This window comes from Tissierella sp. P1 (assembly GCF_002266425.1).
In the GTDB taxonomy this organism is placed as follows: Bacteria; Bacillota; Clostridia; order Tissierellales; family Tissierellaceae; genus Tissierella; species Tissierella carlieri.
Map to the genome: position 1 here is coordinate 1 of NZ_NPMN01000016.1, position 14,649 is coordinate 14,649.

General features: G+C 29.1%; 13 protein-coding genes and 1 pseudogene. 12 read left to right on the top strand and 2 right to left on the bottom strand.

From position 1 onward, the window contains the following. Positions 1–31: 31 nt before the first annotated feature. Positions 32–766, bottom strand: a complete 735-nt coding sequence (locus tag CIW83_RS24900; protein ID WP_339785766.1) for a glycine/sarcosine/betaine reductase selenoprotein B family protein — start codon at positions 764–766, stop codon at positions 32–34. Positions 767–972: 206 nt separating this feature from the next. Here CIW83_RS24900 and vanR point away from each other — a divergent pair. From vanR to CIW83_RS12255, 8 genes and pseudogenes are all read left to right on the top strand, one after another. Next, positions 973–1,658: pseudogene (gene vanR / locus CIW83_RS12225) on the top strand (VanR-ABDEGLN family response regulator transcription factor). Continuing rightward, the gene (locus CIW83_RS12230; RefSeq protein WP_094901568.1) at positions 1,648–2,790 is read left to right on the top strand and encodes a cell wall metabolism sensor histidine kinase WalK; all 1,143 of its coding nucleotides are present in this window, start codon (positions 1,648–1,650) and stop codon (positions 2,788–2,790) included. The pseudogene vanR and the gene CIW83_RS12230 overlap by 11 nt, the downstream one beginning before the upstream one ends. Before the next feature lie 136 nt (positions 2,791–2,926). Then, a complete protein-coding gene (locus CIW83_RS12235) occupies positions 2,927–5,914 on the top strand; it encodes an insulinase family protein (RefSeq protein WP_094901570.1) in 2,988 nt (995 codons plus the stop codon). A gap of 190 nt (positions 5,915–6,104) precedes the next feature. Next, positions 6,105–6,524, top strand: a complete 420-nt coding sequence (locus CIW83_RS24400; protein ID WP_094901572.1) for an N-acetylmuramoyl-L-alanine amidase — start codon at positions 6,105–6,107, stop codon at positions 6,522–6,524. Then, positions 6,520–6,786, top strand: coding sequence for an N-acetylmuramoyl-L-alanine amidase (locus CIW83_RS24405; RefSeq protein ID WP_255374409.1), 267 nt, complete (start codon positions 6,520–6,522; stop codon positions 6,784–6,786). The genes CIW83_RS24400 and CIW83_RS24405 overlap by 5 nt, the downstream gene beginning before the upstream one ends. A gap of 240 nt (positions 6,787–7,026) precedes the next feature. Continuing rightward, positions 7,027–7,692: a DUF1538 domain-containing protein gene (locus CIW83_RS23735; protein WP_235601323.1), complete on the top strand. Its 666-nt coding sequence runs from the start codon at positions 7,027–7,029 to the stop codon at positions 7,690–7,692. Further along, positions 7,692–8,498, top strand: coding sequence for a DUF1538 domain-containing protein (locus tag CIW83_RS23740; protein ID WP_235601310.1), 807 nt, complete (start codon positions 7,692–7,694; stop codon positions 8,496–8,498). The genes CIW83_RS23735 and CIW83_RS23740 overlap by 1 nt, the downstream gene beginning before the upstream one ends. A 1-nt stretch (position 8,499) precedes the next feature. Then, the gene (locus CIW83_RS12255; protein WP_235601311.1) at positions 8,500–9,186 is read left to right on the top strand and encodes a P-II family nitrogen regulator; all 687 of its coding nucleotides are present in this window, start codon (positions 8,500–8,502) and stop codon (positions 9,184–9,186) included. Between the two features lie 52 nt (positions 9,187–9,238). Here CIW83_RS12255 and CIW83_RS12260 read toward each other — a convergent pair whose 3' ends face one another. Further along, positions 9,239–9,547, bottom strand: a complete 309-nt coding sequence (locus tag CIW83_RS12260) for a hypothetical protein (RefSeq protein WP_094901576.1) — start codon at positions 9,545–9,547, stop codon at positions 9,239–9,241. A 152-nt stretch (positions 9,548–9,699) separates the two neighbouring features. On the opposite strand from CIW83_RS12260, the gene CIW83_RS12265 reads away from it, so the two are divergent. From CIW83_RS12265 to CIW83_RS12275, 4 genes are all read left to right on the top strand, one after another. Next, positions 9,700–10,461 (top strand): MerR family transcriptional regulator, encoded by a 762-nt coding sequence (locus tag CIW83_RS12265; RefSeq protein WP_094901578.1) that lies wholly within the window; start codon positions 9,700–9,702, stop codon positions 10,459–10,461. 169 nt (positions 10,462–10,630) lie between these two features. Then, positions 10,631–11,335 (top strand): ABC transporter ATP-binding protein, encoded by a 705-nt coding sequence (locus tag CIW83_RS12270; RefSeq protein ID WP_094901580.1) that lies wholly within the window; start codon positions 10,631–10,633, stop codon positions 11,333–11,335. After that, positions 11,335–12,219: an ABC transporter permease gene (locus tag CIW83_RS23020; RefSeq protein ID WP_201259852.1), complete on the top strand. Its 885-nt coding sequence runs from the start codon at positions 11,335–11,337 to the stop codon at positions 12,217–12,219. The genes CIW83_RS12270 and CIW83_RS23020 overlap by 1 nt, the downstream gene beginning before the upstream one ends. Further along, positions 12,158–14,542: an ABC transporter permease gene (locus CIW83_RS12275; RefSeq protein ID WP_201259853.1), complete on the top strand. Its 2,385-nt coding sequence runs from the start codon at positions 12,158–12,160 to the stop codon at positions 14,540–14,542. The genes CIW83_RS23020 and CIW83_RS12275 overlap by 62 nt, the downstream gene beginning before the upstream one ends. The last annotated feature ends 107 nt before the right edge of the window (positions 14,543–14,649 follow it).

A 14,649-nucleotide genomic window follows, 5' to 3' on the forward strand; every position in this document is an offset into this window, starting at 1 on the left:
CAAGTTAAAAAACTTGTTGCTTTGTTTTTTATTATCTCCATTTATAATCTAATCTAATTAATTCTTCAGGTCCGCCATATATGGCGAAATCGAGTAAATCCTTTACAATTCTTGTCTGTAATTGGGTATCAAAGGCCCTGCCGAAAGTTCTGCCAAGTGGAAATGGTATATGCATCATTCTTGGAGGTCTAACTTTTTCTGCAACCTTAGGTAAATGCATAATTGATGCTGTCCTTATACCACGAGATTCTATCTCCCGCTGAATCAATCCTACAGATTGATGACATATATATCATCCAGGAGATAATAATACTATATCTACATTATCTCCTACTAATATATCAGCTATTTTAGGAGCAGATTCATTGATTAACAGGTCAACTTTAGGAATATAACCCATAAATCCAAAATGACGAGGAGCTACATCCTTAATATATCTTTCATTCCTTAGATTCCTAAGAATTTCTAAAGGAAATACACAATTAATATCTTTTAAAGCTTCTTTTTTATCATAGTGATCATGGGTAATTGTCAAATCATTAGAATCAACATCTCTAGGAATTAATCTAAAGGTATGATCTCCATTGGTATTAAATGGTTTATCTTTTTTGAGATGAACACCTGCAGTAGTTATAAAGGCTACTTTTGAATCCTTTAAAGTTTTGTTTATCTTCGCTATGGGAGGGGAAGAAGTTATACTGCTTACCATAAACTCTGCAACTTTACCAATTATTTTTTGTTTTAAACTTATATTATCTTTTATCATATGAATCTTTCCTTATATTTTATTTTTAGTTAGCTTTATTTATATATACCTTAATGAAAGAAATATAATCCATTACTTAAATGTCACTAATTACCTATATTTATTATTTAATCCATTTAGTTAAATAAATATATGTTATTATATATTTACATATATAAATAAAAATAGGTTTAAAATAAAATTATTAACTATGAAAGGAGTAAAATATGAATATATTGGTTGTAGATGATGAAAAGGAAATTGCGGACTTAGTAGAGCTGTATTTGAAAAATGAAAACTACAGTGTACATAAATTTTATGATGCAGGAGATGCTTTAAAGTGTATAGAAAGTGTACCCCTTGATCTTGCTATACTTGACGTTATGATGCCAGACATAGATGGATTTACTATTTGCAAAATTATAAGAGAAAAGCACACTTTTCCAGTGATTATGCTGACCGCAAAGGTGGAAGATATGGATAAAATAACAGGTTTAACTATTGGTGCTGATGATTATATCACAAAACCATTTAACCCATTAGAGCTTATAGCAAGAGTTAAGGCTCAGATTAGACGTTATACGAAATATAGCGGAAATGATAAGCAATCAGATAATATAATTGATTTTTCAGGACTTGTTATCAATAGAAAAACTCATGAATGTACTTTATTCGAAAAGCCTCTTAATCTTACTCCTATTGAATTCTCTATCTTATGGCTACTTTGCGAAAATAGAGGCAGGGTCATAAGTTCTGAAGAAATTTTTGAAAAGGTATGGGGTGAGAAATACCTTGATAATAACAATACTGTAATGGTTCATATACGTAGACTCCGTGAAAAAATGAATGAACCATTTAAAATCCTAAATTTATAAAAACAGTATGGGGAGTTGGATATAAAATTGAAAAATAACTATCAAGAATTAAAGATGAAAATTTTATTCCGAATGTTTGTAAATTTAGGAATAGCAGCAATTTTAGGGTTTATTATATTAAAGGTTTTTATTGATGGTATTCTACAAGATCCATTTGCAAGATTTGTTATTAGAACATGTGAAATTTTGGGATTTAGTAATGCTGATGCATATAATATATATCGGCAGGTTTTTAGGAATAATAAAAAAACCTTATTAACTGTAGGATTTATAATGTTAATTATAATTTTCTTTTATTATACACTTTCTAAAGTGACCAGATATTTAAATCAAATAGCAGATGCAGTAGATCGAATTATCGATGAGGATGAAAGTATAATTCTTCTTCCAAATGAACTTAAACCAATGGAGGATAAATTAAATCAAATAAAATTAACATTGAAACAGCGAGAAGCTGAAGCAAAAGAGGCGGAGCAGAGAAAAAATGATCTTGTAGTATATTTAGCACATGATTTGAAAACTCCGCTTACATCGGTTATTGGTTATTTAAATCTACTCCATGATGAGAAACAAATCTCTGAGGAGTTAAGAATGAAATATTTATCTATAGCTCTTGAAAAAGCAGACCGTTTAGAGGATTTGATTAATGAATTTTTTGAAATCACGAGATTTAATATGCAGAATATAATTTTGGAAAAAACTAATGTAAATCTTGCAAGAATGATGGAGCAATTAGTTGATGAAATGTACCCTTTAATGAGTGAGAAAGAACTTCATGTGAAATTAAACTTAATAGATAATATTTCCATTGTTGGTGATAGTGACAAACTTGCTAGGGTATTTGATAATCTACTTAAAAATGCAATTAGTTATAGTTTTATATCCAGTGAAATCAAGATAATTGTGGAAGAAATTATAGAAGGAGTAAATATTAAAATAAAGAATAATGGAAAACCAATTCCTTCACATAAATTGGATGGGATTTTTGAAAAGTTTTATCGCCTTGATACTGCGAGAACATCTAGAACAGGTGGTGCAGGTCTTGGACTTGCCATAGCAAAAGAAATTGTAGAACTTCATGGGGGGCAAATTAAAGTTGAAAGTTGTGAGGAATATACAGAGTTTACTGTATTTCTACCAATTGAAAATAAAGTTAAATATGAAATGTAAGAAAAATTTAAGGTTTTCTAAATATTATATTAATAAATGTAGGTTTCAAACTTGATAAAGTATTATTATCTAGTTTGAAACTTTTTGATTTCAACAGATTAGATAATTTAAATTTATTAAATAGGAGGAATTTTATATGCTCAGAAAGCCAAAGTTAATTTCTTTAACTTTAATATTTAGTATTATTTTTTCATATTTTCTTTCTTCTTCAGTTATCGCTGAAAAAGAGAATATTAGTCACGGGTTTAAAATCATATCGTCAAAGAAGGTTGATGATATAAAATCTACCATAATTACATATGAACATATAAAATCAGGTGCTCAGTTAATTCATATGAAAAACAATGATGATCAAAAATTCTTTTCCATTAATTTTAAAACTCCTCCCACTGATAATACAGGAGTAAACCATATTATAGAACATAGTGTCTTATGCGGATCTAAAAATTATCCTGTTAAACAGCCTATTGTTCAAATGCTTAATAGATCTATGGGTAAACTTATAACTGCATCTACTTCTCAAGATTATACATCCTATACAGCCGATAGTACTAACCAGAAAGACCTTGAGAATTTGATTAATGTTTTTTTAGATGGGATTTTTTATCCTAATATGCTAGAAGAACCCAATATATTTAAGTCAGAAGGATGGAGTTATGAATTGGATTCTAAAGAATCAGACTTTAGAATTAATGGAATTGCATATAATGAAATGAAAAATATGTACTCTGATCCAGGAATTTTATTAATGAAAGCCATAAAAGAATCCTTATTTCCAGATACTTCATACAAATGGGAATCAGGTGGATTTCCCGAAGAAATACCCTCTTTAACAAGAGAGAAATTTATACAGACATATAAAGAGTATTATAAACCATCAAACTCCCTTATTTTCTTATATGGAAATATTGATACAGATAGGATATTAAAGCTTATAAATGATAATTATCTAAGTAAATTTGATAAAGAAAAGATAGATATTTCTATATCTTATCAAAAACCATTTGAACTCCCTAAAACATTTGCAGTAGAATATAGTATTCCAAAAGAATCTGATTCTAAAAATAAGACAAATATATCTTATAATTATGTAGTAAGTAATTTCTCAGATAAAGAAACAGTGATAGGTTTTCAAATTTTAAATGAGCTTTTAATGGGAGATAAATTTTCTCCTTTAAGAAAAGCTCTTGAAGACAGTTCTCTTAGTGACATGGTATTCTCTGATTTTAGAGCTAATGGCATCCAGCCAACTTATGGAATTTATATCAGTGATACAGAAGAAGAAAATAAAGATAAAATTAAAAAGATAATAGATGACACTCTGTTAAAGATAACGCGGGAAGGATTTAAAGAAGAAGATATAAATAAAGTGCTGGATTTCATTGAAAGAAGAATAATATCTAACCCAAATGTTGATCCCTTTTATTTCAGTATGAGAATGACGGAATCATGGGTTTATGGAGAAAAATCACCTAAATTCCTAGAAAACAAGGATGTTTTTGATAAAGTTAAGCAAAAGATAAAAAGTGGTTATCTAGAAAAACTTATTGTAGATTATCTTCTTGAAAATAATCATTCATCTACTGTAATATTAAAACCTGTTAAAGGCCTTGAAGATAAAAATACTATGGAACTTAAAGAAAAACTAGCTAAATATAAGTCAAATTTATCTGATGCAGAAATAAATAGTCTTGTAAATCAAACTAAAGAGTTAAGACAGTGGGCAGATACTCCAGACTCACAGGAAGATTTATCTGAATTACCATATTTATCTAAGGAAGATATAGATATAAAAGTTAGTGATTTTCCCACAGAAGTAAAAGAAATAGACAAAGTAAAAGTTTTATATCATCCTGTTCCTTTAGATGAAGCATCATATATAACTTTTTATTTTGACACAAAGTCTATACCACAGGATAAGTTATCCTATATTAATCTTTTATCTTCAATTCTTAATGATATGGATAATGATATAGTAAGATTCTTTGTACCAAGATTTTACAGTATACCTAATAACTCTAAAATTGGTTTAAATATGCAAGCTTCTTTAGTCAAGCTTTCTAATGAAAATATTTCAAATTCATTAAAATCATTTGGAGAAATAATGAGTTCCATTAATTTTAATGATAAAGATCGTATAAAAAATATTATTCGCGAAGAGAAATTGAATTTAGATATGGATTATAAAGATTACTCTTATATGGAATATATCAGCTGGGATAAAATGAATAGTTATTTAACCGAAAATGACAGATATGTTTCAAAGATAGTAAGTCTTGATTATTATAAATTTATATATGATCTTGATAAAAATTTTGATGAGAGATGGGATGAGACTCAAGAAAATCTTTTAGAATTAAAAAAACATATATTTAATCAAGATACTATGGTAATAAGCTTTTTGGGAGATGCAAAAGGATATAATAGTCTTGTTGAAAATATCCCTAATTTAATAGACAGTATGGATGGTTCAAAATATCCTATAGCAAAATATGAATTTCTTTCTAATAATAAGAATGAGGGTATAATAATGCCTATTAATCTTCAATATGTATTTAAGGGTGGGAATTTTATAGAAGAAGGATATAAATATAGTCCTAAAATGAAAGTTCTTGAGAAAATCATAAGTAGTGAATATCTATGGAATGAAATAAGAGTCAAAAGAGGAGCTTATGGAACTGGAGTTAAAATAAGTGAAGATGGTAAAGTTATATTTTATTCAACTCAAGATCCTAATATAAAAGAGACAATGGAAGTATTTGATGGGGTAGCAGATTTTATAAGAAATTTTAAAGCGACAGAGCAAGAAATGATAAATCATATAATCGGGACTATAACAAATGTTCAAAGTGAGATGAATCCTTTTGGAAAGTTAACTCCTAGTCTAGAAGTTGTTCTTGAGGATGAACTATATTTTTCTGGAGTTACCAAAAATGATATAAGGAGAATGTATGAAGAAATAATAAATACTACAGATGAAGATATAAGAGGTTTTGCCGATATGATAGAAAAAATATTAAAACAAAATTATATATCTGTTGTAGGAGGAGAACAGAAGATAAAAGAAAATAAGAATTTATTTGAAAGTATAAAGACCTTTGAAAACATGATACAATCTAAGTAATAAACTAAAAGTAGTAATATATTATTATAATAATGAAGGAATGGGAGATAAAACAATAATATCTGCCATTCCTTCTAAAAAATTAGTTGACTTTTGGACAAGCAAAGATTAACTAGCTATCAGTTTGATATTGCTGAAGAGTCTTGTCTATTTAAATAAAATATTAGCAATATTCTTGGAGGAAAGACAGATGATATTTAGAAGAATTAGAGCAATTTTTTTGATAATAATATTAATACTTATCTTTTTCAATATATTTCAAAGATTTTCTTTTCTAAAAGGAGATTTTATTTCATCAAAAAAAGTAATAGTTATAGATCCTGGACATGGAGGAAAAGATTCTGGCACTATTAGTGTTAACAACCATTATGAAAAAGATATAAATTTAGAAATAGCTAAAAAATTATATGAAAAACTTATGTCTATGGATTATAAAGTTATTTTAACTAGGGAGACGGATGAATTCGTAGATAACAATTATAGAGCAGATATGGCAAATGAGAAAAAGGCTAGGATATTTGTTAGTATTCATGGCAATGCTATAGAAAATAATAATAGTATAAACGGGATTCAAGTATTATATTACCCAAATAGAAAAAGCACTAATTAATGATTCCAATAATGATGTGCTGGCACAGATTATGTTAGATGAATTAGTAAAAGGTACTGGAGCTACTGACAAAGGTATTATAGGTAGAGAAGATTTAATAGTTTTAAATCAGACTAAAATGCCGGCTATAATAGTTGAATATGGTTTTTTATCCAATGAAAATGAAGAGAAACTTTTGTTAAATGATTCTTATCAAGATAAGGTAGTAGATTCTATAGTAAATGGATTGGAATATTATTTAAGTCTAAATCCAGAAAAATAGAAAAATTAAATTAATGAGTGGTAAAATTAAAAATAAAACTATATATGGAATAACAATGGGGTCATTAGTGATTAATGTCCCTATTGTTTCAATTAAAATACTATTTTTGGCAATCCTTTTATTAAAAAAATCTTAGAGAAACGAAAGAAAAGGTTTACATAGAAATAAATTATATACTATAATATATATGAACTAAAAAATATATATTATATACAGAAAGGATGCTGATACTATTTGAACATGTTGACTCAAAAATTGAAAGAGGTTACATTAGCTGTGTTACCAATTACTATTCTGGTGCTGATTTTGAACTTCACCATAGCTCCAATAGGAGCAAATTTAATGTGGAAGTTTATAGTTGGAGCAATATTTATTATATTTGGTTTAGCAATATTTTTGTTTGGTGCTGAACTAGGAATACAATCTATAGGTACTTTAATGGGTTCATCTCTAACAAGGACTAAAAATATATGGCTAATTATAATATTTGGATTCATTCTTGGATTTTTTATAAATGTTGCAGAACCTGATTTGTTAGTACTGGCAAGACAAGTAAGTGACGTGACTTCTGGAGTATTATCACAGACAAGTATTGTAATTGTAGTTTCAATAGGAGTAGGTGTATTAGTTGCTGTTGGATTATCAAGGATTGTATTTAATATTCCATTACACAAACTTTTAACACTATTATATAGTATAATATTTTTTCTAGTAATCTTATCACCTAAAGAATTTCTAGGAATAGCGTTTGATTCAGGTGGAGCCACAACAGGCTCAATGACAGTACCATTCATTTTGGCACTAGGTTTAGGTGTATCTTCCACTCAGGGGGGAAAAGCATCTGAAGAATCAAGCTTTGGATTAGTTGGTATAGCATCTGCTGGTCCTATGATGCAGTCCTCATAATGAGCCTGTTCTCAGGCATAAAATCTCTAACAGGAAGTTTACCTTATCATTCTGTTAATACAAATGGTATATTAGCTTCCTTCATACATGAAATACCAGTGATATCAATGGAAGTTATAATGGCGATGATTCCATTATTATTCTTATTTTTTATATTTCAAATTATATTTTTTAAACTATCTAAAAAACAACTTTATAAGATTTTAAAAGGTTTGCTTTATACTTTTATAGGCTTTGTATTATTCTTAACTGGAGTAAATGCAGGATTTATGGAGGCAGGATCTGCTATAGGGCATGCTGCTGCATCTCTTGATAAGGACTGGATTGTTATAGCAATAGGCTTTGTTCTCGGATTTGCAGTAATATTTGCAGAACCAGCAGTATATGTATTAAATGAACAGATTGAAGAAGTTACAAGTGGGCATATTAAAAAGAAAGTAATCTTATATACATTATCAATAGGAGTTGCAATTGCGGTATCACTTTCTATGATAAGGATATTAATCCCCAGTATTAAATTATGGCATTTTCTTGTGCCAGGATATCTATTAGCAATAGCATTGTCTTATTTTACACCTAAACTATTTGTAGGTATTGCCTTTGACTCAGGTGGAGTAGCTTCTGGTCCAATGACCGCTACTTTTATATTGGCATTTGCTCAAGGTGTAGCAGAAGCAATAGAGGGTGCGGATGTATTAATGGATGCCTTTGGTGTAATTGCCATGGTAGCATTGACGCCTTTAATTGCTATACAAATATTAGGTCTAATATATGAACGCAAGGCTGGAAAAAAGGAGTTGAACTAAATTGGAACTAGATATGATTAATAAAGAATTAGTTTTATCTGTTGTTATAGTAAACTTAGGCAATGGAAGTAAAATTCTAAAGGAAGCAAAAAAAATTGGTGTAGCAGGAGGGACTATTTTTCTAGGAAGAGGAACAGTTAAAAATCATATTTTAGAAATATTGGGACTTGACGAAGTAAAGAAAGAAATAGTGTTAATGGTTTCAGAAGATAAACTTGAGGATCAGATTCATGAAGTCTTAACTGAAAAATTTCATTTAAATAAACCTAATCATGGAATAATCTTCTCTTTACCTGTAAAGAAGGTTTTAGGTGTAAAAAGTTATGGCAAGTCTGATATGGACCTGAGAATAGGAGGAAAAGATGATATGGAATATGAAGTGATTTTTACTATAGTAGAGAGAGGACTTGGAGAAGAAGTTGTAGATGCTGCTACTTTAGCAGGAGCCAGAGGGGCAACTATTATTAATGCGAGAGGTTCAGGCATACATGAAAATATTATGTTCTTTTCCATGAATATTGAACCGGAGAAAGAAATAGTTATGACAATAGTTGAAAGAGAAAAATCAGATAATATAATAAAGTCTATAAAAGAAGCTATGCATCTTGATGAACCAGGTAAGGGCATAATGTTTGTTATGGATGTTAATAAAACCTCAGGATTATTTAGACACGATAATTTAAATTAAATATTAAAGCTAGTTAGGAAATCTTATATTTTCCTAACTAGCTTTAATATATTTAACCAAGAAATTCGGGCTCCTCAATAATGTCAGATCGCGCTGCCTTTTGAACAATTGTAAAATGAATGTTATTATTACTATGTAAGTCATAGGGATATATTGCACCACAATTTCTGCATTCAATATATTCATTACTATTTAATAATTCTCTATTATCAAATAAAAAGGGTAATGCTTCATCTTTATCACTTAAATTCTTTGTCAAAGGTGTTTCTAATTTGTATGTATATAAATAAGTAGCTTCCCTCTTAATTTCAAAATAGACTCCTTTACATTCGGTACATACTAAATATTCATTAGTATCCATAATTCACATCCCTTTCTAAGATATCAAGATTTAGTTTTAGGTTATTTAATATTATTAACTTTATTGAGATTATATATTACAGAAATAAAGGATAACTATTGACATTGACGTAACGTAAAGGTGTATAGTAAACTTGTAAGGAGGTGAATGAAATGGAATATACAGTGCAAAGGTTGGCTAATCTAGCAGGAATTAGCAGTAGAACACTTAGATATTATGATGAGATAGGAATTCTTAAGCCGGCAAGAATTAATTCATCAGGATATCGAATATATAGTAATAAAGAAGTTGATAGATTACAACAGATATTATTCTATAGAGAATTAGATATGGATTTAGAGAGTATAAAAAAGATAGTGACATCAGTTTCTTTTGACGAATCCTCTGCACTTATACAACATCGTGAAAAACTCCTTCAAAAAAGAAATCAAATAGATTTGTTAATAGCTAATGTAGAGAAGACTATAGCATTAAAAGAAGGGAGAATTAAAATGAGTGATAAAGAAAAGTTTGAAGGTTTTAAACAAAAAATGATTAGTGATAATGAAGAGAGGTTTGGAAAAGAAGCTAGAGAGAAATATGGAGATGAGCAAGTAGATAAATCAAATAAAATGCTAAGAAACATGACTGAAGAACAATATAAAGAGTTACAGAAACTTGGTTCTAATGTGATAGAGACATTAAAATTAGCATATGATACTAAGAATCCAGGAGGAGAACTAGCACAAAAAGCAGTAGATTTACATCGTCAGTGGCTAAGTTATTTCTGGGATTCTTATACTAAAGAAGCACATGCTAATCTTGCTCAAATGTATGTTGAGGATGAAAGATTTAAAGAATATTATGATAAGGAGCAGCCAGGGCTAGCGGAATTTTTAAGAGATGCAGTTTCTATCTATGCTAATATGATTTAAAATAATAAGATGAAAAAAGCGATTATTTAAATTAATCGCTTTTTCTTTTGCAAATTATGGTTAACATATTAGTAAAATATGATAAACTCTATATTATAAATATCTTTATTATTAAATCTAGTATTTTAAAAATAAAAAATATACATCATTAGTTAAGGAGTAGACAAAGATGGAAAAATATATTGAATTTCAAAATGTAAGAAAATTATATCAAATGGGAGAAGTGAAAATAGAAGCTCTATCTGGAGCAAATTTTTCCATTGACAAAGGGGAGTTTGTTGTTATAGCAGGAGCTAGTGGGGCAGGAAAAAGCACAATACTAAATATATTGGGAGGTATGGATACAGCAACATCTGGAAAGGTCGTAGTAGATAAAAGAGAAATAAGTTCTTTTTCAAATAAGGAACTTATAACCTATAGAAGACATGATATAGGTTTTGTATTTCAGTTTTATAATCTAGTTCAAAATTTAACAGCTATTGAAAATGTAGAACTTGCAACTCAAATATGTAATAATCCTTTAAATACAGAAGAAGTATTAGATGCAGTAGGATTAAATGACAGGAAGAAAAACTTTCCTGCCCAGTTATCAGGAGGTGAACAGCAGAGAGTGGCTATTGCACGGGCATTGGCTAAAAACCCGAAGCTACTTTTATGTGATGAACCAACGGGAGCATTAGACTATAATACAGGAAAGTCTATATTAAAACTTCTACAAGATACTTGTAGAGAGAGAGGGATGACCGTAGTCGTGATAACTCATAACTTAGCTATAACTCCAATGGGAGATAAAGTTATAAGAGTTAAAAATGGTATGATAGAAAGTCAAACCATAAATAGCAATCCTATTTCAGTAGAAAGGATTGAATGGTAGTGAAAAAAACTGCACTAACAAAAGATGTTTTAAGGGATATCAAAAAGTCATTAGGTAGATTTATATCTATTGTAGCAATTATAGCTTTGGGAGTGGCATTTTTTTCAGGCGTTAAAATTGCTCCAGAAGATATGGAATATACAGCTGATAAATATTATGATGAGTACAATTTAATGGATATAAGAGTAGTGTCAACTTTAGGTTTAACTAAAGATGATCTAAGTGAAATAAGTAAAATTAAAGGTGTAAAAGAAAGCTTTGGAACCTACACTATTGATGCATTGGCAGAATATAAGGAGAAAGAAGTTGTACTCAGAGTACATGGATTTTCATCGGAACAACAGATAAATGGTGTGAAATTAGTAAAGGGAAGGTTGCCGGAGAAATCTAATGAATGTGTAATTGAAGCAGGGAAAGAGAATTTCTTGAGAGTACCTATAGGCTCTAAAATCAAACTATTTTCTGGAAAAGAAGAACCTTTATCTGATAGTCTAAAAAATACTGAATTTATAGTAGTAGGTGCTGTTCAGACTCCATACTATTTATCCTTCGAAAAAGGCAGCAGTAATATTGGGAATGGGCAAGTAAGAGATTTCATTATGATTCCTCAAGAAAACTTTATATTAGATATATATACAGATATATATATTACTGTGGAAGGTGCCAGGGAACTGAATTCATATAAAGATGAATATTTTGATGTAATCAATCCAATTACAGATAAGGTAAAGGAACTAGCCAAAGATAGAGAACAAATAAGATATAGAGAAATTTTATCAGAGGCAGAAGACAAGATAACAGAAGGTAAAAAAGAATACTTTGATGAAAAAGCTAAAGCTGAAAGAAAAATTAATGGAAGCTTTAGAGGAAATAGAGAATGCTAAAAAAGACATAGGTAATGGTGAAAAAGAACTTAAAGATAATGAAAGGAAGTTTAATTTATCTATTAAAGAAGGTAAAGAAAAGATTGAATTAGCAGAAAAGGAATTATTAATAGGGGAAGAGGAGTACAGAAAAGGGCTCGAAGCTTTTAATGAAAAAAAATCATTAGCTGAAGAAGGTTTCAAAAAAGCTGAAGAAGAAATAAAAAAAGGAGAGGAAAGTATAACTCTATTAGAAGGAAAGATAGCACAAATTAATGATGCTCTAAAAAATCCTTTATTGCCAAAGGAAGAAAAGGAAAAACTAAACATAGATTTACAAACTACATTGGGGATTTTAGCTAAGACGAAAGAAGCTGTAGATAATGGAAAGAAAGATTTGGCTAAAAATAAAAAGGAACTTATAAAAGGTGAGGAAGAACTTAATCAAAGTAAAAATTTATTAGCTTCTTCAAGGGGAAAATTAGAGAATGAAAAGTTAAATCTTATAAAAGGTGAAAAAGAAGGGCTTTTAGAGATTAAAAAGGCTAAAGAAAAATTAGATAAAGGAAAAATAGATTTGGCAAAGGGAGAAAAAGAATATAATGATTCAAAGGAAAAAGTAGACGAAGAATTAAGAAAGGCATGGGAAAAAATTGAGGATGGAGAAAAAGAGATAAAGAAAATTGAAAAGGGGAAATGGTATGTATTAAATAGAAAATCTCATTATTCATATGTAGATTATGGTGGGGCTGCGGATCGTATTGATGCCATATCTAAAGTATTTCCAGTTTTCTTTGCTTTGGTTGCGGCATTAGTATGTTTGACTACTATGACGAGGATGGTAGATGAGCAAAGGATAAATATAGGAACTTTAAAGGCTTTAGGTTATGGGAGATGGGATATAGCCTTTAAATACATCTTTTATGCTTTAGCCGCAACAATATTAGGATGTATAATAGGAATTGGAATAGGATATACATTATTTCCAACTGTTATTTTCAATGCCTATGGAATAATGTATATATTACCATCTATAACTCTTAGATTTAATGTAAGTTTAGCCACTTTTATATCTTTAGGGGCTATAGGATTGACTACTACTACTGCATTTCTTGCTTGTAATAATGAGTTAAGAGAAAATCCAGCATCTCTAATGAGGCCAAAGGCTCCGAAGTTAGGGAAAAGAATACTCCTTGAAAATATACCTTTCATTTGGAACAGATTTAACTTTAGTTATAAAGTAACTATTAGAAATATATTTCGATATAAAAGACGATTTTTTATGACTGTATTTGGAATAGCAGGTTGTACTGCTTTAATGCTTACAGCATTTGGAATAAGAGATTCTATTAAAACTGTAGTAGATAGGCAATATGGAGTGTTATTTACCTATGATATGACTGTAGGATTAGAAACTGAGGGGATAAAACATCTAGAGAATAATGATAAGATAAAGTCTTATGAACTTATTTCAAAGGAAAGTGGAGCTCTAGATTCAGGTAGCTTAAAAAAAGATATATCAATAATTATCCCAAAGGATATAACAAATATAGATAATTTTATTCATTTGCAAAGACGTAAGGATGAAAAGGAAATTGACATAGAAGAAAAGGGAGTGGTAATTACCGAGCAGGTGAGTAAAAGCCTAAATGTAGATATAGGAGATGAAATAACCCTAATTAACAATGAAGATGATAAGGCTAAAGTAAGAATAACTGGGATTACAGAAAACTATACATTTAATTATGTATATTTATCTCCCAATTATTATGATGAAATATTTCAAAAAGAAGTAAAATTCAATGAAGCTATTGGAATTCTATCTGATACTTCTAAAGAATTTGAAGATAAATTATCAAGAGAATTGATAAAAAAAGAAGGCATTTCTAGTGTTAGTTTTAATACTTCAATTAAGGAAAATTTTGAAGATACTATTAAAAGTTTAAACTATGTAGTTTTAGTTATGATTATTTCCGCTGGAGCTTTAGCTTTTGTAGTTTTATATAATTTAACTAATGTCAATATATCTGAAAGAATAAGAGAAATTGCAACTATAAAGGTTTTAGGATTTTATGATAATGAGGTATCAGTATATATCTATAGAGAAAACACAATATTGACTATTATTGGAGCTTTAGCAGGTCTCGTTATGGGAATATTTTTGCATAAGTTTATAATGACAACAGTTGAAATGGAAAATATAATGTTTGGATTAAAATTAGAATTAAAAAGCTATATTTTCTCAATACTATTAACCTTAATTTTTGCAATTCTTGTAAATCTTGCAATGTATTATAAACTTAAGAATGTAGAGATGGTAGAATCATTAAAATCTGTGGATTAGAAATGTTTACTAGGATATAATAAATAAATTAACTGAGAAAGGAGACTATTATGGCAAATTGCAACAATTGTCCATCCAAAAGTTCCTGTTCAAAACCTAAGGATGGC